This window comes from Agrobacterium vitis (assembly GCF_013337045.2).
GTDB classification, from domain to species: domain Bacteria; phylum Pseudomonadota; class Alphaproteobacteria; order Rhizobiales; family Rhizobiaceae; genus Allorhizobium; species Allorhizobium vitis_B.
This window is the reverse complement of sequence record NZ_CP118259.1, coordinates 1,212,694-1,234,168: the sequence shown is the minus strand read 5'-3', so window position 1 is coordinate 1,234,168 and position 21,475 is coordinate 1,212,694. Positions and strand designations below refer to the sequence as shown.

The following is a 21,475-nucleotide window of genomic DNA, read 5'->3' as shown; positions in this document are numbered from 1 at the left end:
GAGGCCTCTCATGACCCGTCGCCGGTTTGATCTCACCGATTTCGAATGGACTGTCATCCAGCCCTTGTTGCCCAACAAGCCGCGTGGGGTGCCACGGGTTGACGACCGGCGGGTGATCAACGGCATCTTGTGGCGGTTTCGGACAGGTTCACCCTGGGCAGACGTTCCTGATCGATATGGTCCATATACAACCTGCTACAACCGGTTCGTGCGATGGCGAAAGGCGGGTGTCTGGGATCATGTTCTGGGCGAGATTTCCAAGGCTTTCGACGGCGATATCGTTATGATCGACAGCTCCTGTGTCCGTGTTCATCAACATGCGGCCACGGGAAAAAGGGGGATCAACACGATGGCTGCATGGGACGTTCCCGTGGCGGCTTGACCACCAAAATCCACGCCGTTGTCGATGCCGATGGCCGACCGATCCGTCTCGCACTCACAGCCGGTCAAACCCATGATGGTCGCATGGCAGAACCATTGTTACAGACAATCTCCAAGGGTGCGATCCTGCTGGCGGACAAGGCCTACGATACCAACGCGATCAGAGCATTTGCAAAGCAAAGGCAGGCATGGGCCAATATTCCTGCCAAGAGCAATCGGAAGGGAAGCTTCCCTTTCAGCCAATGGGTTTACCGACAGCGCAATCTCGTTGAGCGTTTCTTCAGCAAACTCAAACAGTTCAGAGGCATCGCAACCCGTTACGACAAAGACCCATTGAACTTTCTCGCCGCTGTCAAATTGGCAGCAGCAAGAATTTGGATCAGATCGTTATGAGTCTACGGCCTAATATGAAGAACCATTGAAGCTGACAGTTCGTCTTCCGTGACCTTGCCTCCAAGTTTTATCCAGTCTTGAGTTCGCTCCGGCGGTCCAAGGTTTGGTCCCAGAGCATTCGATCGCCACGACTGCCTGCCGGCCACCGCGTCCGACGTACGGTTGTCGACAAATCCAATCTCCTTTCGAATAATCGACTTCACTCTTTTGCTGTAGCGTCCCCTTTTCCACAGAGTGTTCCTATGTTGGCCGTGCTCTGACGAAACAATTTTCTCAACAGCATCACTTGGCTGGATCACCATCTAGTCCGCTGATTCAACTTGTGAATCTTTTGTTCTGCTAAAGAACGGAAAAATGTTCCCATTTTATATCCGCTTGACTCTTTTTCAACGTTAGAACAAACAAAGAACATTAGCAGTCAAAACGGCATGATACCGTTCTAATGGGCACCACGGACCGAGAGGATTTACGTGAACAATGACGGCTACGCGCGAGCACGCCATAGCCGATCTTCGTGATCGGATTGCTTCTCTTGAAGGAGGCTTTTCGAAGCAGTCTGGGTCTTTGCCGTTCGACCTGGACGAGATCGATGCCACGCTGCCGGGAGGTGGTCTTGCTCGCGGCGCACTGCATGAGTTTGCGGGCGGTGGCGCCGACACGGTCGATGGAGCCGCCGCTGCCCTGTTTGCAGCCGGGATTGCAGCGAGAACGAAAGGAAAGATCGTCTGGTGCCTGACACGGCCGGATCTGTTCTTTCCGGCACTGGCCCAGGTCGGTCTCGATGCAAATCGCGTCATTTTTGTAGAGGGAGACACGGAAAAGGACGTCCTCGCGTCCATGGAGGAGGCGCTGTCTTATGGCGGCCTTGGCGCCGTTGTTGGCGAACTGGTCCGGCTACCGATGCTGGCAAGCAGACGCCTTCAACTTGCTGCCGAAAAGAAGGGTACGTTGGCGCTCGTTGTTCGCAGATGGCGACGACAGACAGAAGCCAATGATTATGGCCAACCGACCGCATCGACCACCCGTTGGAGGGTCAGCGTGTTGCCATCGCAGGAATTGCCCGTGCCCGGTGTGGGGCGGGCAACCTGGTTGCTGGAACTGATGAGATCGCGTGCAGGCGAGTGTGCTGAGTTTATCGTTGGAGCGTGTGATGACCAGGGTCGTATCGATCTATCTTCCAGATCTGCCGACGGATCGCATTCGTCGCGCCGATCCCACCATTCCGGTTGAGCAAGCGATCGCCATGATCGCCAGGACCGGCTCAAAACGATGGGTGTCAGCGGTAGATGCGGCAGCTAAAAAGGCGGGCGTGCGTGTGGGAATGCAGGCCGCAAAGGCCCAGGCCCTGTTCCAGGGGCTTCTGATGATCGATGCCGATCCGGTGGCCGACGCTTTGGCTCTTGAACGCATCACATTATGGGTACTCGCTCAATATTCGCCGATCGTCGCCATCGATGCTCCAAATGGTATCGTCATGGATACCGAGGGTGCCGATCATCTACAGGGCGGAGAGCTTGCGATGTTGACCGGCATCGCCAATCGTTTTCGCGGCAGGGGACTGACGGTGCGTATTGCCATCGCGGATACCTGGGGTGCCGCGCATGCCTGTGCACGGGCCATCAGCCAGGAAGTGATGATCGTGCCCCGCAGCGAAACCGCTCGCGCCGTCCAGCGCTTACCAGTGTCCTTGCTGAGGCTGCCAAAAAAAATCGTAAATGACCTGAGGACCCTTGGCTTTCGAACCATCGGTGAGCTTTCTGCGACACCGCGCGCGCCGCTGACACTGCGTTTCGGTCCAGACATCGCGCGCCGCCTCGATCAGATTTTCGGCCGCCTCAACGAACCGATCGACCCTATTCGCAGCCCGGAACGAATTGAGGTCAGCCGCGCGTTCCAGGAACCGATCGGGGCTGCCGAAACGATCAACAAATATGTCGGTCGACTGGTTGGGGAGCTCTGCAACGAACTTCACAGACAAGGCCTGGGGGGCCGCAGGCTCGATCTTATCGTCCATAGGGTGGATAACACCACCCAGGCTCTACGGGTGGGCACCGCGAAGGCGGCACGCGATGTGGCCTGGTTGACGAAGTTGTTCAGGGACCGGACGGAAAAGATTGACCCGGGCTTTGGCATCGAAAAACTGACCCTGGTGGCGATCATGGCGGAACCTCTTGAGGAGACACAGAGATCGTCTGGTCTCGTTGAGGAAGAGAGCGCGGATATCACGCCGCTCATCGACCTCTTCGGCAATCGTGGACAAAGGGTGTATCGCTTCGCACCCGTCGCCTCGGATGTTCCGGAGCGTAGCGTTCAGCGTATCGCGGCCGTGGCGGAAGATGTCACGATATCATGGTCGCATCATTGGCCGCGACCGGTGCGCTTGCTTGCGCATCCAGAGCTGGTCGAGGTCATCGCGCTGATGCCCGACCATCCACCCGTTTCCGTCACATGGCGGGGCAAGCGGCGAAAAGTGAAGCGCGCCGATGGGCCCGAGCGGATATTTGGTGAGTGGTGGCAGCGTACATCCGAATGGGCAGCGGTGCGGGATTATTTCATCATCGAGGATGAAGCTGGCGTGCGTCTCTGGGTGTTCCGGGCAGGAGACGGTGTGGATGGCGAGACCGGCTCGCACAAATGGTTCGTCCAGGGGATCTTTGCATGAGATATGCCGAGCTTCAGGTCACCACCCATTTCTCCTTCCTGCGCGGTGCCAGCAGTGCGATAGAGCTGTTTGAGACCGCAAAGAGCCTCGGCATCGATGCCATTGGTGTTGTCGACCGCAACTCGCTCGCCGGTATCGTTCGGGCACTCGAAGCGTCCCGCGCTACAGGTGTGCGTCTGGTCGTCGGTTGCCGGCTGGATCTGCAGGATGGCATGTCGGTCCTGGTTTACCCGACGGAACGCGCGGCCTATTCGCGGCTGACCCGGTTGATTACGCTGGGCAAGGGCAGAGGTGGCAAGAACAATTGCATCCTGACGCTTGATGACATCGCCCAATATGGCGAAGGCCTGCTCGGCATATTGGTGCCCGATCTCGCCGATGACACGTGTGCGGTCCAATTGCGAAAGATGGCGGAGGTGTTCGGGGACCTGGCCTATCTCTCGCTGTGTCTGCGCCGTCGTCCGAACGATCAACTGCGGCTGCACGAGCTTTCGAACATGGCGGCCCGCTTCAAGGTGAAGACCGTCGTCACCAACGATGTCCTGTTTCATGAACCGGGACGGCGGCAACTTCAGGACATCGTCACCTGTATTCGTAACAACACGACGATCGATACAGTCGGCTTCGAGCGCGAGCGTCATGCCGATCGCTATCTTAAGCCTCCGGAAGAAATGGAACGTCTGTTTCCGCGCTACAGGCAAGCATTGCGGCGAACCATGGAAATTGTTGATCGGTGCAAATTCTCCCTTGAGGAATTGACGTACCAGTATCCGGAAGAGGCTATCGTGCCTGGGAAGACAGCTCAGGAGTCCCTGGAGCACTACGTCTGGCAATGTGTACCTGATCGCTATCCGCAGGGACTGCCCCCGAAGACTTTGCAGATCATCCGCCACGAACTCGACCTCATTCATAAGATGAAATATGCGCCGTATTTTTTGACGGTGTTTTCGATCGTTCGGTTTGCAAGGTCGCAAGGCATCCTCTGCCAGGGCCGTGGGTCCGCCGCGAACTCGGCTGTCTGCTATATCCTTGGCGTGACGTCTATCGACCCGGAAACCAACAATCTCCTGTTTGAACGCTTCGTCAGCCAGGAGCGCGATGAGCCTCCGGACATTGACGTCGATTTCGAGCACGAGCGACGTGAAGAGGTGATCCAGTGGATCTATAAAACCTACGGCAAGGATAAAGCAGCGCTCTGCGCGACGGTGAACCGGTATCGGGCAAAGGGAGCCATCCGAGACGTCGGAAAGGCGCTAGGCTTGCCGGAAGATCTGATCAAAGCACTTTCATCGGGCATGTGGTCCTGGTCGCAGGAAATTAGCGATCGGAATGTGCGCGAGCTGAACCTCAATCCAGACGATCGCAGGCTGACCCTTACTCTACAATTGGCACAACAGTTAATGGGTGCTCCCCGTCATCTGGGACAGCATCCGGGTGGCTTCGTGCTCACTCATGATCGTCTCGACGATCTCGTTCCCATTGAGCCAGCCACCATGGAGGATCGACAGATCATTGAGTGGGACAAGGATGACGTCGAGGCGCTGAAGTTCATGAAGGTCGACGTGTTGGCGCTCGGCATGCTGACTTGCATGTCGAAGGCGTTCGATCTGATCCGCGAGCACAAGGGCGATGATCTGGATCTGGCAAAGATCCGCCAAGAGGATGAGGCGACCTACGCGATGATCTGCAAGGCCGACACGCTGGGGACGTTTCAGATCGAATCCAGAGCGCAGATGGCGATGCTGCCACGTCTGAAGCCCAAGACATTTTACGACCTCGTCGTGCAGGTGGCGATCGTGCGTCCTGGGCCGATCCAAGGGGATATGGTGCATCCTTATCTGCGCCGGCGGGAGAAAAAAGAAGACGTCGACTATCCGACGCCGGAACTGGAAGCCGTCCTCGGCAAAACGCTGGGCGTGCCACTGTTTCAGGAATCGGCGATGCGAGTCGCCATGGTCTGCGCCGGTTTTACCGGTGGCGAAGCCGATCAGTTGCGAAAGAGCATGGCGACTTTCAAGTTCACGGGCGGCGTGAGCCGGTTCAAGGAAAAGCTGGTCTCAGGCATGGTCAAGAATGGTTACACTCCTGAATTTGCCGAGAAGACCTTCAGCCAACTCGAGGGCTTCGGGTCCTACGGCTTTCCGGAATCGCATGCCGCATCGTTCGCGTTGATCGCCTATGCCTCGAACTATGTGAAATGCCATTTCCCGGATGTCTTTTGTGCTGCCCTGCTGAACAGCCAGCCGATGGGCTTTTACGCACCCGCGCAGATTGTCGGCGATGCCCGCGCCCATGGCGTTGAGGTTCGTCCTGTCTGCGTCAATCGATCACGCTGGGATTGCACTTTGGAAAGGATTGGCACCACGCAGCGGCATGCGGTTCGATTGGGCATGCGGATGGTGAAAGGGTTGGTCGTTGCGGATGTCGCTCGAATCGTGGCGGCCCGGATGAATGGTCCGTTCGATTCTGTCGATGACATGTGGCGGCGATCAGGCGTGCCGGCGGCATCACTAGTCGAACTGGCCCACGCTGACGCATTCCAGCCTTCCTTGAAGCTTGAACGGCGCGACGTGCTCTGGGCGATCAAGGCTTTGCGCGACGAGCCTCTGCCCCTGTTTGCGGCTGCCGCCGAACGTGAGATGAAGACTATCGCCGAGCAAAGTGAGCCAGAGGTTGACCTCCGGCAAATGACTGAAGGCCATAACGTGGTTGAGGATTACGGGCATATCGGGCTCACGCTTCGAGATCATCCGATCGCCTTCCTGCGTACCGATCTGGCGAAACGCAACATTATCACCTGCGAGGAGGCGATGGCCGCACGCGACCGCCGCTGGGTCATGACGGCAGGCTTGGTGCTGGTCCGGCAAAAGCCGGGCTCTGCCAAGGGGGTGATGTTCATCACCATTGAGGATGAGACTGGACCTGCAAACATCGTCGTCTGGCCCAAACTCTTTGAAAAGCGGCGGCGTGTCGTTCTTGGGTCATCGATGATGGCGATCAATGGCCGAATTCAACGAGAAGGAGAGGTTGTCCATCTTATCGCGCAGCAATTGTTCGACCTGACGCCAGACCTTTCCAGCCTTGCCGACAGGGACATGGAGTTCAAGCTGCCGACAGGCAGAGGGGACGAGTTTGCGCATGGTTCACCGGGAGGCGGCGACAGCCGTGAAAGGTCACCACCAAAGCCTCGAGACATATTTGTGTCCTTATGCCGAACTCGGCATAAGGATACAAATTCAGAGCTCAATACTATGCCGAACCCATTCCCTAAAGCCCGAGATTTCCGGTAATTCAATAATGAACGCTCGACATAATTCAGAAGCATTGGAATACCGGGTTTGACGGCTGTTGCGAACTTACGGCGGAATGGCGACTGAATAGCCCCTAGATTTGTAGAGGCCTTCTCTCCTAAATCATGAGGCATGATGCCTACATGGGCAAAGGCAATTTCACGGAAGAGTTCAAGCGCGACGCGGTGCGTCAGATCACCGAGCGTGGCTACCCGGTGACGGAGGTTTCGCAACGGCTCGGGGTCAGCCAGCATTCGCTATACGAGTGGAAGAAGAAGTTCGGCACATCGAACGGCAAGACCAGCGACGAGGCCGACGAGATCAGGCGGCTGAAGAAGGAACTGGCTCGCGTCACCGAGGAGCGCGACATTCTTAAAAAAGCGGCCGCATAATTCCAGCGATGCAAAGTGAAGTACGCGTTCATAGCCCTGCATCGCCTGCGATTTTCGGTCCGGACGATCTGTCGGCTTCTCCATGTGCGCCCGAGCGGGTTCTACGCCTGGCTGAAGGGCCCGTTGAGCAAACGGGCCAGCGAGGACAAACGACAGACCGATCTCCTGTTTCAGGCTTGGGAAGAGAGCGGCAAGGTCTATGGCTATCGCAAGCTCCATGACGACCTTCTCGACCAAGGCGAGATGTGCTGCCCGAACCGCGTCGCGCGTCTGATACGAGGAGTCATCGAAAATGGCTCTTCGTATTCCTTTTGAAAATATCTCAAGCCTCTGACGGATTTGAGATATTTTCAATTTGTTCAAGTCGAGGATGCGTGAGCATCTTCGAGACTTGGTATGACACGGCTTGCTGGGATCAAGGCTGAAATCGGTTACAAGCGTCGTCCCGGCAATATATCCGGACCTGCGAGGGCTTCGCCTACCTTGCTGTCGTCATCGATCTCTATTTCCGCCGGGTGATTGGCTCGTCAATGCAGAGCCGGCAAACCACTGATGTCGTGCTGCAGGCCTTGCTCATGGCGGTTTGGCGACGCAAGCCAAAGGGTCAGGTTGTGGTCCATTCGGATAGTCATATGATTGATACCAGTTTTCAGGTGGTTTGACTCAAACACCGTTTGACCATCCTCTGGGCTGGTGCCGCATGGCTTCCCGGTATGATCTGACCCTCATTCCGATCGACCCAATATGTGTCTTTCCGCGGACCTGTCGATCATCCGGGAACGCCCTGCGGTGAGGTCTTGCCTCGAAGGTGCTACGGTGACCCAAGAAGGGCATGACCCTCAGGTCCCATGACTGTCCTGTCCCCGCATCCTTCAGGCAAATAATTCTCATGCCGCAGGAGAGGACAATTAGATGGCTGAACACCGAGCAGAAACTCACGTCATTGGTGGCGTCGATACACACAAGGACTTGCATGTCGCGGCAGTCGTTGATCATCGCGACCGCGTTCTCGGTACCGAGAGCTTCCCGACAACCCGACACGGCTATCGCTTGATGCTGGCTTGGATGCGATCATTCGGGGAACTCCAGCGGGTCGGGATCGAATGCTCTGGCAGCTACGGCGCGGGGTTGCTGCGCTACATGCAAACCGCAGGTGTCGAGATTCTGGAGGTCACCGCACCTGACAAACTCGACCGCCGCCGGCGCGGCAAGAATGACGACTTCGACGCAGAAAGTGCGGCCCACGCAGCCTTTGCGAGACGGCACACCGTAACGCCACGCAGCAGGGACGGCATGGTAGAAAGTTTACGCGTCCTAAGGGTTTGCCGCAAAACCGCTATTCAGGCGCGCCGCATTGCCCTGCAGATGATCCAGATGACCATCGTCTGCGCACCGGACAAAATCCGCGATCCGCTACGCAGCATGACGCGGATGCAATTGATCCGTACGCTCGCAGCCGGTAGACCTGACCTCACTGCGTATCGCCAGGTCGAGGAAGCCTACCGCATCTCTCTCAAGTCTCTGGCGCGGCGTTATCTCGAACTCCATGACGAGATCGCCGACCTCGACGACATGATTGAGGCTATCGTCAAGGATCTCGCTCCTGAACTCCTTGCTCAAACCGCAATCGGCGTGAACAGTGCGGCGCAGTTGCTGCTCACGGCGGGCGATAACTCTGACCGGTTGAAGTCCGAGGCGAGCTTCGCCGCATTGTGCGGCGTTAGCCCAGTCCCCGCTTCTTCCGGGAAAACGGTCCGGCACAGGTTGAACAGGGGTGGGGATCGCGCAGCAAACAGCGCCATCCACATCATCGCCATCGGGAGGCTTCGATTGGAGGCACGCACGCAGGACTACGTCGCCCGACGGATCGCAGCCGGAAATTCGAAGCTCGAGGCTATTCGTTGCCTCAAACGCTACATTGCCCGCGAAGTCTTCGCCATCATCATGCGGCGGCACAGGGAAATCAACCAAAGCCAAATTGCGGCTTGACTCTTAGAAGGGCGTCCAGGGCTCGCAGTTCACCAGCATGGACTAGGCCTCATTCTTGAAGCATCACAATCTGGTTCACTCCATGAGCCGTCGTGGAAACTGCCACCACAACGCAGTCGTAGAAAGCTTCTTCAACCTTCTGAGGCGTGAACGCATACGCCGCAGGCTCTATCGCTCACGTGACGAAGCCCGTCAGGACGGGTTCGATTACATCGAAATGTTCTACAACCCGAAACACAAGCACCTAAGGAACGGGATGCTGTCGCCTGTCGAGTTCGAGAAACAGCAGAAAACGTAACCCGAGGGTGTCTACGAAACTCGGGGCTATTCAGATTCAGCCAATACGAAATCATGGCCATTCTCGGCCATTCGGAGGCCAAAACCAGCGAGGTCTATGCCCGTCGCGTTGAGCGCAGGCACCTTGCAAGGACAGTTCTATCAAAAGTTGGAAAACAAATTGGTTGGCTCTGAAGTGTCCAATGGCATCTAAAACGCTGGACACATTGGAAACCTAACTAATTGTAATAAAAAAAGAAAAACCCGGCCTAAAGCCGGGTTCTTGGTGCGGTCGAGAAGACTCGAACTTCCACGGGTTGCCCCACAGCGACCTCAACGCTGCGCGTCTACCAATTCCGCCACGACCGCATCGTGGTAGAGTGCCGACTTGCGCCGACGGGCTGCATCTAGCAAATGCGCCGGGGGTACACAAGGGCGGCTTGCAACATTTTTATGAAATCGCTCCACGGCATTGATATGCCTGTTGAAAACTCACTCCTGCCGGGCCAAATGCAGGGTGAAATGCGGTGCGCTGCCGGAATAAACCTCATAAGATTAGGTCACGGGAGATTGCCGATCATGTTCCCCTTGCTGATAAGGTCAAAACGAGGATGCGCGGACATCTTATCCTCGACCCTATCTGATTCATGCAACAATCGAACGGCCAGCGTGTGCGTCCGCTCAACTCCGTTGCCGTTTCACCATTGCATAATTCTTTTGGCCGAAATCGGCATAGAGAAAATTATGCAACAAACGTAAAGTGTTATACCGCCGCCATCCCACATATTGTGCGCGGCGGTATAAACCAACCCATGCAACGGCGAAGGCCAGTTGCGCGCTTAAGGATAGCTTCTCATGCTTCGTTCCGATCTCGACAAGTCCATGCTTGCCAGCCCTGGCAATCCGCCGATCCGGTGGCGGGTCAGCGACGGACTTGTTGGCTATGAGGATGCGTTGCGCGTGATGGAGGAGGAAGTGGCGGCCATTGCTGATGGCACCGCCGACGAACTGATCTGGCTGCTGGAGCACCCGCCGATCTACACGGCGGGCACCAGTGCCGATCCGAAGGATTTAATCGACACGCAGCGCTTTCCGGTTTTCTCCACCGGTCGCGGTGGCGAGTATACTTATCACGGGCCGGGCCAGCGGGTCGTTTATGTCATGCTGGATTTGAAGCGTCGCCGTCAGGATGTACGGGCCTATGTCGCTGCCTTGGAAGATGTCATCATCAACACGCTGGATATGATGAATATTCGCGGCGAGCGGCGGGAAGATCGGGTCGGGGTCTGGGTTCGCCGGCCAGATAAGGCACCTCTACCGGACGGTAGCGTGACTGAAGACAAGATCGCCGCTCTCGGCATTCGTCTACGGCGCTGGGTCAGCTTTCACGGCTTGTCGTTAAATGTCGAGCCAGACCTGTCTCATTTCAGTGGCATCGTGCCCTGCGGCATCTCTGCCTATGGCGTTACCAGCCTGGTCGATCTCGGCCTGCCTGTGACGATGGCCGATGTCGATATTCATCTCAAAGAGGCATTTGAAACGGTATTCGGACCGACATTGCCCGACTGTCATTCAAAGCCGCGGTAATCAGCGTTGTAAAGCACCCATTACCGGCTGGACCGTTGCTCCAAATCGCCAATCCTGCGATGCAGGATTTCGATCATACTGCCGGTTTCCTGATACATATGGGTCAAACGATCAAGCTCGCGGCGCATGACCAAAAGCATGTCATCCTCGGCATCGCCTCCATTGTCCTCTTCGTCTGGCCCTCGCCCGTTGCCGGTCATCAACCATTGGCGGCAAACGCCAAGACTATCGGCAACCAAACCAAGACTTCTGGCATCGGCTTCACTGCGATCCGCCTCCCATGAGCGCAATTTCGCAACCGGCACGCCCGCAATCGAGGCCAAATCGGCGATATCCATACCCGCGCAGTCCCGCGCAGTTGCAAGTCGCCCGCCCAAGGTGTCGTCATTCACATTCAGTAGCCGGTTAATATCGTAAAGCCCCATAATACGATCTCCGTGGAAAAAAAACGCCGATGATTCCCAGCCACCCGACATTCCCTTGACCGCCTCTCGCCAAAGGCCCACGCCTTCGACAAATTTTTTACCCGCATGATAGCCAGCTTAAAATAGGTCCAAATCGAAATCCGTCTGCCGCGCATCCAGGTAAAAAATACGCGCTCATCGGATTGGCACGCCGTTGAACCGTCTAAAACCGCAACAGAAATGTCCGACATCTCAATTGGTTCCACGCCGCAGAGAAAAATTTATCCTGACGTCGTAAATTACGAAAATTGAAACTGTGCCGCAATGGTGCCTCGCGACAAATTTCGTTTTCGCGACCGTCATATTTAAACGCCGACCAGCAAGCCCTCGGTAAAACGCTCAATAATTTAAAAAAAACGAAATGTTTTTCAATGAGAAAGCGGAAAATTGAATTCCATTGAGGAAGCGGAACGGGTTGACATTTCCTTATCGGCTTCTCTCGACAGGACTTAAGGGCGCGTTAACAACCTAAATCCGCGACGCTCCAAAATGACCCAGTTTTGGTCCAGGGAGAAATTCGATGTATGTTTTTGAGGCAGCCAAGCCACGACGAATCAACTTGGCAAAAAAACAACAGCAATGCGTTTTTGCTTGGATTATTTTTTGGAATGATGGCGCGCGCCATAAGCAGCTTCACACTTTTCAAGCCGACGACTTCCCCAAGCATCGGCTTATCCGAAAACCGCTCCACACTTTTCGGGCCGATAGCTTCCCCAAGCATCGGCTTACCCGAAAACCGCTCCACACTTTTCGGGCCGATAGCTTCCCCAAGCATCGGCTTACCCGAAAACCGCTCCACACTTTTCGGGCCGATGCTATTCGGCCGCCTTCGGCAGCTCCGGGACAGGATCGGACAGCGTTTCCACCAGCGGTTCCAGCTCGTAGGAATAGCCTTCCAGCATGGAATAGGCGCGCTCAATGGCGTCGATCTGGGTTTCGGCATTCTTGATCGCTTCGGCAATCGACTGGGTACGGGCGCGCAACATCGAGCCGAGCACATCGGTTTCAGGCCGCCGGCCAATACGATCCACATGCTTGCGGATACGGGTGCGGTGACGTTCCAGTTCCAGAATATGGAACCGGGCCTTGAGGATATCGTCGGTCAGTTTACGGCGCAGGCCCGCGACCGGATCGAAACTGCCGGGTTCGCGCTCGTCAAGAATCATGTCGTTAATCAGCGATTCCAGCACCATCAGGCCCTTCAGGTCGGCGACATCGGCCAGTTGCGGATCGTAGCCGGTATCGTCATAGACCTTACGGCGGACCGGGTCCTTCAGAAGATCGTAGGATGTGGTGATCCGGCCAAACTCGTCCTGATCACCGCCAGCATCCGGATGGGCGCTCTTGGCTTTCTTGCGATACGCCGCCTTGACCGCCGCCTCATCGGCATCGCGCTCCAAACCCAGCATGACATAAGGATCGATCACAAAGGCACCTGTCTAGAATTCCAACCGGCCCGGCAAAGCGGGCAGACGTTTCGCATGCTGTAGCACAGGCTCATCCGCCTCGCTTACATCGCGCATAAGTTTACCGCAGGCCGGGGCGAAAATGTGAAAAGAAATGGTCTATCCCCAAACAGATTGTCTGAGATGCCATAAACCACGCTTTCACCAGCCCTGGAATTTGCGCAGATCCGGCCAAAGACCAGCCATCAACACGCAAACCTTGGAAAGGCCGTATTTTACCCGCCGCCGCCGCATTTTCCAGTCGCGCGAACGAATTGCCTGTTATAAAAGGGCGGCAAAATTCTCACTCCCAGTGCAAGAGAGAGCCATGACGATCCCGAATTCCATCCCGATCACCCCGGAACTGGTTGCCTCCCACGGCCTGAAGCCGGAGGAATATGACCGGATTCTGCAATTGATCGGACGGGAGCCGACATTTACCGAGCTTGGTATTTTCTCGGCCATGTGGAACGAGCATTGTTCCTACAAGTCCTCGAAGCGCTGGTTGCGCACCCTGCCCACAACTGGCGCGCGCGTCATTCAAGGCCCCGGCGAAAATGCAGGCGTGGTCGATATCGATGATGGCGATTGCGTGGTCTTCAAGATGGAAAGCCATAACCACCCTTCTTATATCGAGCCTTATCAAGGCGCTGCGACCGGTGTCGGCGGCATTCTGCGCGACGTTTTCACCATGGGTGCGCGTCCGATTGCGGCCATGAACGCGCTGCGCTTCGGCGCGCCGGATCATCCGAAAACCCGGCATCTGGTGGCGGGCGTCGTCTCCGGCGTCGGTGGCTACGGCAACTCCTTCGGCGTGCCGACGGTGGGCGGCGAAGTGGAATTCGACGAGCGCTATAACGGCAATATCCTGGTCAACGCCTTTGCCGCCGGTCTTGCCAAATCGGATGCGATCTTCCTGTCGGAAGCCAAGGGCGTTGGTTTGCCGGTCGTCTATCTCGGCGCCAAAACCGGCCGCGACGGCGTCGGCGGCGCGACCATGGCGTCGGCGGAATTTGACGAATCCATCGAGGAAAAACGCCCGACCGTACAGGTCGGCGACCCCTTCACCGAAAAATGCCTGCTGGAAGCCTGCCTTGAGCTGATGAAAACCGGCGCGGTCATCGCCATCCAGGACATGGGCGCCGCCGGTCTCACCTGTTCGGCAGTGGAAATGGGCGCCAAGGGCGATCTCGGCATCGAGCTTGACCTCGACACCGTGCCGGTGCGCGAAGAAAACATGACAGCCTATGAAATGATGCTCTCGGAAAGCCAGGAGCGCATGCTGATGGTGCTGGAGCCCTCCAAGGAAGAGGTCGCCAAAGCGATCTTCGTAAAATGGGGTCTGGATTTCGCCATTGTCGGCAAGACAACCGACGACCTGCGCTTCCGCATCCTGCATCAAGGCGAGGAAGTCGCCAATCTGCCGATCAAGGATCTCGGCGACCAGGCACCCGAATATGACCGTCCCTGGCGCGAATCAGACAAGCGCGGCCCCCTGCCCGCCAATCTGGTGGAAGAACCAGCCGATTACCGTGCCGCCATTCTGTCGCTGGTCGGTTCGGCCAACCAGTCCAGCCGCCGCTGGGTCTATGAACAATATGACACGCTGATCCAGGGCAATTCGCTTCAACTTCCCGGCGGCGACGCGGGCGTAGTGCGGGTGGAAAATCATCCGACCAAGGCACTGGCCTTCTCCTCGGATGTCACGCCGCGTTATGTCGAAGCCGATCCGTTCGAAGGCGGTAAACAGGCCGTGGCTGAATGCTGGCGCAACATTACCGCTACCGGCGCCGAGCCGCTGGCCGCCACCGACAATCTCAATTTCGGCAATCCCGAAAAGCCTGAAATCATGGGACAACTCGTGGAAGCCATCAAGGGCATTGGCGAAGCCTGCCGAGCACTGGATTTCCCAATCGTCTCGGGCAATGTCTCGCTGTATAACGAGACCAATGGCGTCGCGATCCTGCCGACCCCGACCATTGCCGGCGTTGGCCTGCTGCCCGATTGGAGCCGGATGGCGAAAATCGGCGGCGCCCAGGATGGCGATCATGTCCTGCTGATCGGCACCGATGGCTCCCATCTCGGCAGCTCGATCTATCTGCGCGACCTTCTTGGCCGCACCGATGGCCCGGCGCCTGAAGTGGACCTACATGCCGAGCGCCGCAATGGCGATTTCATCCGCTCGGCGATCCGCAATGGTCAGGTAACTGCGTGCCATGACATTTCCTCCGGTGGCCTGGGGATTGCTCTGGCCGAGATGGCAATGGCCTCGGCCAAGGGCCTTACCATTGACCTGTCGGAAAGCCGCGGTCCGGCCCATGCCCTGCTGTTTGGTGAAGACCAGGCCCGCTATGTGGTGACGGTTCCAGCCGATCTCGCTAATTTCATCTGCGCCAATGCCGAAGGCGCGGGCGTACCGTTCCGCCGCCTCGGCAAGGTTGGCGGCGATGCGCTCGTCATCGACGGTATGTGTACAATCACCGTTGAGGAATTGCGCAACACGCATGAATCGTGGTTCCCTGAATTCATGGATGGCAAGGCCGAAAGCTTGGCCGCCGCGCAGTAAAGATCAGGCGCGCAAAAAGATCAGAATGGGAGCAGAACCATGGCTATGAAGCCCGGCGATATCGAAGACATGATCAAAGTGGGTATTCCCGGCGCCAAGGTCGTTATCCGCGATCTGGCAGGCGATGGCGACCACTATGCCGCTGAAGTCGTGGCAGAAGCCTTTCGCGGCAAGTCGCGGGTGCAGCAGCACCAGATGGTCTACGATGCCCTGAAAGGCAATATGGGCGGGGTGCTGCATGCGCTCGCCCTGCAAACCTCCATCCCCGAAGCCTGACGGTATCACATCATCATGAGCAACCCGATCACCTCGTTTTTCTCCTCACTGATCAAATCGGTGAAAGCTGAAATGTCCGACCGAAAGAAATACAAGCAGGCCCGCCTGCAACGGTTGAATGCTCCTGCTGCCGACAAGAAGGTCGAGCCGACACGGGCAAATAACCGCAACAAAGCCGCCCGTCAGGCCCGGCGTGTGACCCGCAACCGGGGCTGATAACGGTTAACCGCCGTTTTGACTTTTGAAATTTCGGCAAATTGCGCCTATATAGGCAATGGAATACTGCGGCCTTGACCCGCATGTGAAAGGATAAATCCATGAGCGGTGTAAACGAATTCATTGATAATGCTGTCAAAAGCAATGACGTCGTGCTTTTCATGAAGGGCACGCCCCAGTTTCCGCAATGCGGATTTTCGGGCCAGGTCGTGCAGATGCTCGATTATCTCGGCATCGACTATAAGGGCATCAATGTGCTCGCCGACCAGGAAATTCGTGAAGGCATCAAGACCTATTCGAACTGGCCGACCATTCCGCAGCTCTATGTGAAGGGCGAATTCATCGGCGGATGCGATATCGTCCGGGAAATGTTCCAGGCTGGTGAGTTGCAATCCCATCTTGAGGAAAAGGGCATTACGGTCCGCGGCGCAGCCTGATGCAGAACGGACAAAGCCCGGTGGTATTCCGGGCTTGTACCTTTCCCACCCCCTATGCATATTGCAGTGCGGCAAATTTGACGCACACAGAGTTTGGCTAATAGCCTAACGACAGCAAGGCTCTCATAATCGATTCCGATTGAGGGATTAATGCAGTATCTGATAAAGGCGTCGCGCCTTGCGACGCCTTTTGATTTTCTAGGACATGTTTTCCATGACAGCTCCCCTTCGTTCCGCTCCAGCTGCCTTGCAAGGCATGAGCAAGCTGGAATTCGTCTTTCTCTGTGCCGCATTGATGGCAATGAACGCGCTGGCGATCGACATCATGCTTCCTGCCTTGCAGCAGATCGGCGAAGCCCTCAATGTCGTCAATGAAAATCACCGGCAATATGTCGTGACGTCCTACCTGATCGGTTTTGGCTGCGCGCAATTGGTCTATGGCCCGCTGTCGGACCGGTTCGGGCGGCGCACGCCGATGTTGATCGGTCTCATCGTCTATGTTCTGGCGGCGCTGGCCATCACCATTGTGCCAAGCTTTGCCGGATTGCTGATCCTGCGCTTCATCCAGGGTGCCGGGTCGGCTGGAACCCGGGTCATCACCATTTCCATCGTGCGCGATGTCTACGGTGGCCGCCAGATGGCGGAAGTCATGTCGCTGATCATGATGGTGTTCATGATAATCCCGGTTATCGCGCCTGGAACCGGTCAGATCATCATGTTCTTTGGCAACTGGCACCTGATCTTCCTGTTCATTGCCGTCGGCGGCATTCTCACCAGCATGTGGATGCACATGCGACTGCCGGAAACATTGACCCCGGAAAACCGCCGGGAATTCACCCCCAAGGTGATCTTCGAGGGCTTCAAGATCGTCCTGACCAATCGCATCGCCTTGTTCTACACCTTGGCAAGCACCTTCATCTTCGGGGCGCTGTTCGGCTTCATCAACTCTGCCCAACAGATCTACATGGGCATTTATGGTCTGGGCGTCTGGTTCCCCTTCGCTTTTGCTGCCGTAGCGATTTTCATGGCGCTGTCGTCCTACGTCAACTCGAAGCTGGTGGGTCGGATTGGCATGCGGCGCCTGTCTCATGGCTCACTTCTTGGTTTCATCACCATCAATGCTCTATGGTTGATGGCTGAAACCTTCGGGCCGACACCACTGCCCTTCGTCGTGTTCATGGCATTCTTTGCTGTCTCAATGTTCCAGTTCGGCTGGATCGGCGGCAATTTTCAGACGCTTGCCATCGAACCGCTCGGCCATGTCGCCGGAACGGCCTCCTCGGTGCTCGGCTTCATTTCCACCATCGGCGGCTCGGTTCTCGGCGCTATCGTTGGTCAAGCCTTCGACGGAACATCCCGCCCGCTGGTGGCAGGCTACTTCTTCCTCGGCGTTATAGGGCTGGTTTTCGTTTTGATTGCCGAAAAGGGCAAGCTGTTCCAGCCGCATAACCCCAAAGTCTGACAATCGGATATCCGAACAAAAAAGCCACGGCAGATCACCTGCCGTGGCTTTTTTATTGGGTAATCGAAGTTTTCAAACGTTGAAAATCTTTTCGCGCAATTCTGTCCAGCTCTCTTTGTCAGGGGCAATCAGCAGGCCGCCGCTGGTGTGATGCGGCAGATAGGCGGAGCCGTCGAACCTAGCTGCATAGGCTCCCGATTCCTGAGCCATCAGCGTTCCGGCCAGATGATCCCAGGGCATCAGCTTGTTATACATGGCAAAATGCATATGGCCCTGGCAGAGAATACGGTATTCGTGGGCGGCACAGCGATAGCTGGTGAACAGCCGCACCTCGGCCAGATTGACGAGCAGCTTGCGGCGCGCCTCCAGCTCGAAAAAGCCGACATTGGCAATGCCGATCATCTGGGCGAGATCGGGTGCCGGGCGCACCTCCATCTTTTCCTGGTTGCCGTCGGGTTTGCAGAGCCAAGCACCGCTGCCCTTTTCAACGATTGCCCAATCATTGCCCATCGGGTCGTAAATCAGGCCCGCAACCGTTTCGCCCTGGCGCACGACGCTGAGCATGACCCCGAACAGCGGCAGGCCGGCAGCAAAATTGAACGTGCCGTCAATCGGATCGACAATCACGGCGAGCTCGGCATCCGCCAGCTTGTCGAGCAGAGCCGGGTCAGCGGCAACCGCTTCCTCGCCGATGAACACCGCATCGGGCATAATCTCCTCGATACCAGCACGGATCAACCGCTCGGCGGCTTCATCGGCCTCGGTGACCAGATCGATGGCCTCGGTTTTCATCCGTACATCGCCTTCGCCCAGATTGCGAAAACGCGGCAGGATTTCCTTGACTGCCGCTTCCTGCAGAAGATTGGCAAGGGCTGCAATGTCGATATCGGCCATGTCTGTTCCTTTTAGAGTTGTCAGTCTTATCGCGCCTGGATCACTTCGCGTAGAATCATCTCCCAGCTCTCGCGATCCGGTGCCGTCAGGATGCCACCGGTGATGTCGCCGGGAAGGTAGGGGCTGCCATCAAACCGGGCCGTCACACCGCCCGCTTCCTGATGGATCAGCACGCCCGCCAGATGGTCCCAGGGCATCAATTTATAATGGCCGATGAAATGGACCTTGCCGGTGGCAACCAGCCAATATTCATAGGCCGAGCAATTGAAGGCAAACGCCATCTTCGTCTTTGTGAGATTACCGGCAATGCGGCGCTTTTCCTCGCCCGACAATTCATTGATCGAAATCGTTCCAACCATGGCCGAGAGATCGCATGGGGCAGCGACCTTGACCGGCACGCGCTCACCATTGGCGCGCAGGAACTGCGCACCGGCACCGCGAGCGGCCACCAGCGTATCGCCAAGCACCGATTCGTGGATAATTCCCGCCACGGTCTCACCACGCACCACGACGGCAAGATTGGTGGCATGCAAAGGCAGACCTGCCTGGAAATTGAACGTTCCGTCGACCGGATCAATGACGAATGCCAGTTCGGCATCCCTCAACGCGTCGATCACGCCTAGATTTGTTTCGCAAGCCTCCTCTCCGACGATCAGGGCGCCGGGCCAACGGGCGAGGAAAGCGTCCGTCATCTGCTTTTCCGACAGAAGATCGGCCTCGGTGACAAGATCGATAGAGGATTTCTTCTCGGAAATATCGGAAACACCCAAACGGCGAAAACGAGGCACGATCTGGCTGGCGGCGGCGTCCTTGACGATCTGCAGGACGGCGTCGATATCATGGTCATGAAACACGAGGGAGACTCTCTTAAGCTGGTGAAATGTCAAAAATCTCGATGCGCCCGCCTTATGACGGCTTCGTGACAGTCAGCCCGGAAAAATCGAAAAGTGCGGGATCAAGCAGATGCGAGGGGTTCACATGCGACAACGCCCGCAGCATCGCATCCTTGCGGCCCGGCATCTTGGCTTCGATCCCGGCCAGCATGTCCTTCATAGCGTTGCGCTGCAAACCGTCCTGCGAGCCACAGAGATCGCAGGGAATGATTGGAAACTGCATGGCAGCGGCGAATTTGGCGAGATCGTCTTCCGCCGCATAGGCCAGCGGTCGCAGCACAAACAGATCGCCCTCATCATTCAACAGCTTGGCTGGCATGGCCGCCAACCGGCCACCATGGAAAAAATTCATGAAGAAGGTTTCGAGAATGTCTTCGCGGTGATGGCCGAGCACCAGCGCATCACAGCCTTCTTCACGGGCGATACGGTAGAGATTACCGCGCCGCAGTCGTGAGCAGAGCGAACAATAGGTGCCGCCTGCCGGGACCTTTTCCTTGACGATGGAATAAGTGTCTCGATATTCGATGCGATGCAGCATGCCGATGGATTTAAGATAATCCGGCAGGACATGCTTGGGAAAATTAGGCTGACCCTGATCGAGATTGCAGGCGATCAATTCAACGGGCAACAGGCCGCGCCATTTCAGGTCCATCAGCAGCGCCAGGAGGCCATAGCTGTCCTTGCCGCCGGAAAGGCCGATTAGCCAGCGCTTCTGGCCGTTCAACATGCCGAAATCGTCGATTGCCTGACGCACGTGGCGCAGCAATCGCTTGCGCAGCTTGTTGAAGGAGACCGATTGCGGTGCGGCATCAAACAGAGGATGGCGAACGCTCTCCTGCGCGTCGTCGACCTCATCGGCCTCTCTACGTTCCGCCAATGCAAGGTTCATATTCGGATGCGCCCCTGTCCGCTGATTTGTCTAATACGGTCGATCCGTGAAAGTTACGCCTGTCGGACGGATCTTCCCTTACTGGCGCATCAGCTCGGCAAATTCAACCTCGCGGGCCATCATCAGCCGGTCACGCGCACGCAGGATCGCATCCGAATGGCCGGGATGACACATGACAACCGCATCGTGCGGCGCATGGCTGCGAAAATAGCGAAGCGCATCGGCAAAGCCGTTCGGCTTGCCGCGCTCGTAAAAACCGGTCAGCGGTCCCTTGATTGCATAGCCCGCAGCCTGCATTTCCGTGTTGAAACCGCGGGCCATGCGCTGCACCAGGCTGATCTTGGCGCGCTGGGCAAGGCTGGTCGCCAGCCGTGCATCCGGCTCACCACGCAGCCAGGGACTGTTGCCGCGCGGGCTGATCAGCAGATCACGCCGCGCCACCAGCCATTCCCGCACGACGGGCAGAAAATGAATGTGTTGATGACCGTCGATATAATCAGGCACGCGGCCAATCACATCAATAAAAGCGTTGAGCTGCGCATCCAGCTCGCGTTGCAGCTTGCCCTTGTCGACACCGCCCATGAAGGACTGGGTCAGGCGACGGCGGAAGGAGCACATGGGCTGCACACCGCTCAAAGGCAGGAAATTGGTCAGCGTCAGGTGCAGGCCGATGGCGCCGCCACATCTGTCGATCACTGGCAGCAACAGAGATGCCTCGTCGCGCCAATCGGCAAACACGGTCATGCAGCCGGTGCCACGCACCTTGCCCTCGCTGAGCAGCGTCCTGATTGCCTGATTGACGCCCGGCGACAGGCCATAGCCATCAGCCACGATGCATAGCGGCGCCGCATTGATTTTCATATCTGAGATCACGTTCAAGACTTGTCCCACTCCTGCAGGCCTTTTGCCCGCTATATCATAGTCACGGCATGAATGCGCGCCGAACTTTATGCCTATCGACCC

At 56.9% G+C, this 21,475-nt stretch carries 18 protein-coding genes, 1 tRNA gene and 2 pseudogenes; 13 read left to right on the top strand and 8 right to left on the bottom strand.

The annotated features are described in order from the left end of the window. Positions 1–10: 10 nt before the first annotated feature. The 7 genes and pseudogenes from G6L01_RS05805 to G6L01_RS05770 all read left to right on the top strand — a co-directional run. Positions 11–774 (top strand): IS5-like element IS869 family transposase gene (locus tag G6L01_RS05805; RefSeq protein ID WP_139190091.1). Its coding sequence is split into 2 segments (ribosomal slippage): positions 11–326 and positions 326–774, totalling 765 coding nucleotides; the frame shifts between segments, so codons are not numbered across the junction. A gap of 477 nt (positions 775–1,251) precedes the next feature. After that, positions 1,252–2,004, top strand: a complete 753-nt coding sequence (locus G6L01_RS05800) for an ImuA family protein (protein ID WP_070167117.1) — start codon at positions 1,252–1,254, stop codon at positions 2,002–2,004. Beyond that, a complete protein-coding gene (locus tag G6L01_RS05795; RefSeq protein ID WP_071207269.1) occupies positions 1,925–3,436 on the top strand; it encodes a Y-family DNA polymerase in 1,512 nt (503 codons plus the stop codon). The genes G6L01_RS05800 and G6L01_RS05795 overlap by 80 nt, the downstream gene beginning before the upstream one ends. Then, on the top strand, positions 3,433–6,726 hold the full coding sequence (locus G6L01_RS05790; protein ID WP_070167118.1) for an error-prone DNA polymerase: 3,294 nt from the start codon (positions 3,433–3,435) through the stop codon (positions 6,724–6,726). Before G6L01_RS05795 ends, G6L01_RS05790 begins: the two co-directional genes overlap by 4 nt. Positions 6,727–6,869: 143 nt before the next feature. Further along, positions 6,870–7,744 (top strand): annotated as a pseudogene (locus tag G6L01_RS28110) (transposase); the annotation flags it as partial. 286 nt (positions 7,745–8,030) lie between these two features. Beyond that, positions 8,031–9,107, top strand: a complete 1,077-nt coding sequence (locus tag G6L01_RS05775; protein WP_070163634.1) for an IS110 family RNA-guided transposase — start codon at positions 8,031–8,033, stop codon at positions 9,105–9,107. 16 nt (positions 9,108–9,123) lie between these two features. Continuing rightward, positions 9,124–9,405, top strand: a pseudogene (locus G6L01_RS05770) (IS3 family transposase); the annotation flags it as partial. Between the two features lie 262 nt (positions 9,406–9,667). Here G6L01_RS05770 and G6L01_RS05765 read toward each other — a convergent pair. Beyond that, positions 9,668–9,752: transfer RNA gene (locus tag G6L01_RS05765), tRNA-Leu, on the bottom strand. Between the two features lie 486 nt (positions 9,753–10,238). On the opposite strand from G6L01_RS05765, the gene lipB reads away from it, so the two are divergent. Next, positions 10,239–10,970, top strand: a complete 732-nt coding sequence (lipB, locus tag G6L01_RS05760; RefSeq protein ID WP_070167121.1) for a lipoyl(octanoyl) transferase LipB — start codon at positions 10,239–10,241, stop codon at positions 10,968–10,970. A 20-nt stretch (positions 10,971–10,990) separates the two neighbouring features. Here lipB and G6L01_RS05755 read toward each other — a convergent pair whose 3' ends face one another. The 3 genes from G6L01_RS05755 to G6L01_RS05745 all read right to left on the bottom strand — a co-directional run bounded on the left by G6L01_RS05755 (position 10,991) and on the right by G6L01_RS05745 (position 12,843). Further along, on the bottom strand, positions 10,991–11,395 hold the full coding sequence (locus G6L01_RS05755; RefSeq protein ID WP_070167122.1) for a helix-turn-helix domain-containing protein: 405 nt from the start codon (positions 11,393–11,395) through the stop codon (positions 10,991–10,993). 499 nt (positions 11,396–11,894) lie between these two features. Next, the gene (locus G6L01_RS05750) at positions 11,895–12,209 is read right to left on the bottom strand and encodes a hypothetical protein (protein ID WP_070167123.1); all 315 of its coding nucleotides are present in this window, start codon (positions 12,207–12,209) and stop codon (positions 11,895–11,897) included. Between the two features lie 40 nt (positions 12,210–12,249). Then, positions 12,250–12,843, bottom strand: a complete 594-nt coding sequence (locus tag G6L01_RS05745; protein ID WP_139190282.1) for a J domain-containing protein — start codon at positions 12,841–12,843, stop codon at positions 12,250–12,252. Positions 12,844–13,207: 364 nt separating this feature from the next. On the opposite strand from G6L01_RS05745, the gene purL reads away from it, so the two are divergent. The 5 genes from purL to G6L01_RS05720 all read left to right on the top strand — a co-directional run bounded on the left by purL (position 13,208) and on the right by G6L01_RS05720 (position 17,836). Continuing rightward, the gene (purL, locus tag G6L01_RS05740; protein ID WP_070167125.1) at positions 13,208–15,445 is read left to right on the top strand and encodes a phosphoribosylformylglycinamidine synthase subunit PurL; all 2,238 of its coding nucleotides are present in this window, start codon (positions 13,208–13,210) and stop codon (positions 15,443–15,445) included. 39 nt (positions 15,446–15,484) lie between these two features. Further along, on the top strand, positions 15,485–15,721 hold the full coding sequence (locus tag G6L01_RS05735; RefSeq protein ID WP_070167126.1) for a BolA/IbaG family iron-sulfur metabolism protein: 237 nt from the start codon (positions 15,485–15,487) through the stop codon (positions 15,719–15,721). A gap of 15 nt (positions 15,722–15,736) precedes the next feature. Continuing rightward, positions 15,737–15,937 (top strand): hypothetical protein, encoded by a 201-nt coding sequence (locus G6L01_RS05730; protein ID WP_071206295.1) that lies wholly within the window; start codon positions 15,737–15,739, stop codon positions 15,935–15,937. A 101-nt stretch (positions 15,938–16,038) separates the two neighbouring features. Continuing rightward, entirely contained in the window at positions 16,039–16,374 is a 336-nt protein-coding gene (gene grxD / locus G6L01_RS05725) for a Grx4 family monothiol glutaredoxin (protein WP_070167127.1), read from the top strand. Between the two features lie 256 nt (positions 16,375–16,630). Then, entirely contained in the window at positions 16,631–17,836 is a 1,206-nt protein-coding gene (locus tag G6L01_RS05720) for a multidrug effflux MFS transporter (protein ID WP_070167128.1), read from the top strand. Positions 17,837–17,908: 72 nt separating this feature from the next. Here G6L01_RS05720 and G6L01_RS05715 read toward each other — a convergent pair whose 3' ends face one another. The 4 genes from G6L01_RS05715 to G6L01_RS05700 all read right to left on the bottom strand — a co-directional run bounded on the left by G6L01_RS05715 (position 17,909) and on the right by G6L01_RS05700 (position 21,385). Further along, the gene (locus G6L01_RS05715) at positions 17,909–18,730 is read right to left on the bottom strand and encodes an inositol monophosphatase family protein (RefSeq protein WP_070167129.1); all 822 of its coding nucleotides are present in this window, start codon (positions 18,728–18,730) and stop codon (positions 17,909–17,911) included. 26 nt (positions 18,731–18,756) lie between these two features. Then, positions 18,757–19,584, bottom strand: a complete 828-nt coding sequence (locus tag G6L01_RS05710) for an inositol monophosphatase family protein (protein ID WP_070167130.1) — start codon at positions 19,582–19,584, stop codon at positions 18,757–18,759. 52 nt (positions 19,585–19,636) lie between these two features. Next, a complete protein-coding gene (gene ttcA, locus G6L01_RS05705; protein ID WP_070167131.1) occupies positions 19,637–20,512 on the bottom strand; it encodes a tRNA 2-thiocytidine(32) synthetase TtcA in 876 nt (291 codons plus the stop codon). A gap of 78 nt (positions 20,513–20,590) precedes the next feature. Beyond that, entirely contained in the window at positions 20,591–21,385 is a 795-nt protein-coding gene (locus G6L01_RS05700; RefSeq protein ID WP_337692740.1) for a ChbG/HpnK family deacetylase, read from the bottom strand. Between the last annotated feature and the right edge of the window lie 90 nt (positions 21,386–21,475).

What these genes read in the sequence shown, in the direction of transcription:
- G6L01_RS05800 (WP_070167117.1), top strand. Translation starts at nt 1,252, where the DNA reads ATGACGGCTACGCGCGAGCACGCCATAGCCGATCTTCGTGATCGGATT.
- G6L01_RS05795 (WP_071207269.1), top strand. Translation starts at nt 1,925, where the DNA reads ATGACCAGGGTCGTATCGATCTATCTTCCAGATCTGCCGACGGATCGC.
- G6L01_RS05790 (WP_070167118.1), top strand. Translation starts at nt 3,433, where the DNA reads ATGAGATATGCCGAGCTTCAGGTCACCACCCATTTCTCCTTCCTGCGC.
- G6L01_RS05775 (WP_070163634.1), top strand. Translation starts at nt 8,031, where the DNA reads ATGGCTGAACACCGAGCAGAAACTCACGTCATTGGTGGCGTCGATACA.
- lipB (WP_070167121.1), top strand. Translation starts at nt 10,239, where the DNA reads ATGCTTCGTTCCGATCTCGACAAGTCCATGCTTGCCAGCCCTGGCAAT.
- G6L01_RS05755 (WP_070167122.1), bottom strand. Translation starts at nt 11,395, where the DNA reads ATGGGGCTTTACGATATTAACCGGCTACTGAATGTGAATGACGACACC.
- G6L01_RS05750 (WP_070167123.1), bottom strand. Translation starts at nt 12,209, where the DNA reads ATGCTTGGGGAAGCTATCGGCCCGAAAAGTGTGGAGCGGTTTTCGGGT.
- G6L01_RS05745 (WP_139190282.1), bottom strand. Translation starts at nt 12,843, where the DNA reads ATGCTGGGTTTGGAGCGCGATGCCGATGAGGCGGCGGTCAAGGCGGCG.
- purL (WP_070167125.1), top strand. Translation starts at nt 13,208, where the DNA reads ATGACGATCCCGAATTCCATCCCGATCACCCCGGAACTGGTTGCCTCC.
- G6L01_RS05735 (WP_070167126.1), top strand. Translation starts at nt 15,485, where the DNA reads ATGGCTATGAAGCCCGGCGATATCGAAGACATGATCAAAGTGGGTATT.
- G6L01_RS05730 (WP_071206295.1), top strand. Translation starts at nt 15,737, where the DNA reads ATGAGCAACCCGATCACCTCGTTTTTCTCCTCACTGATCAAATCGGTG.
- grxD (WP_070167127.1), top strand. Translation starts at nt 16,039, where the DNA reads ATGAGCGGTGTAAACGAATTCATTGATAATGCTGTCAAAAGCAATGAC.
- G6L01_RS05720 (WP_070167128.1), top strand. Translation starts at nt 16,631, where the DNA reads ATGAGCAAGCTGGAATTCGTCTTTCTCTGTGCCGCATTGATGGCAATG.
- G6L01_RS05715 (WP_070167129.1), bottom strand. Translation starts at nt 18,730, where the DNA reads ATGGCCGATATCGACATTGCAGCCCTTGCCAATCTTCTGCAGGAAGCG.
- ttcA (WP_070167131.1), bottom strand. Translation starts at nt 20,512, where the DNA reads ATGAACCTTGCATTGGCGGAACGTAGAGAGGCCGATGAGGTCGACGAC.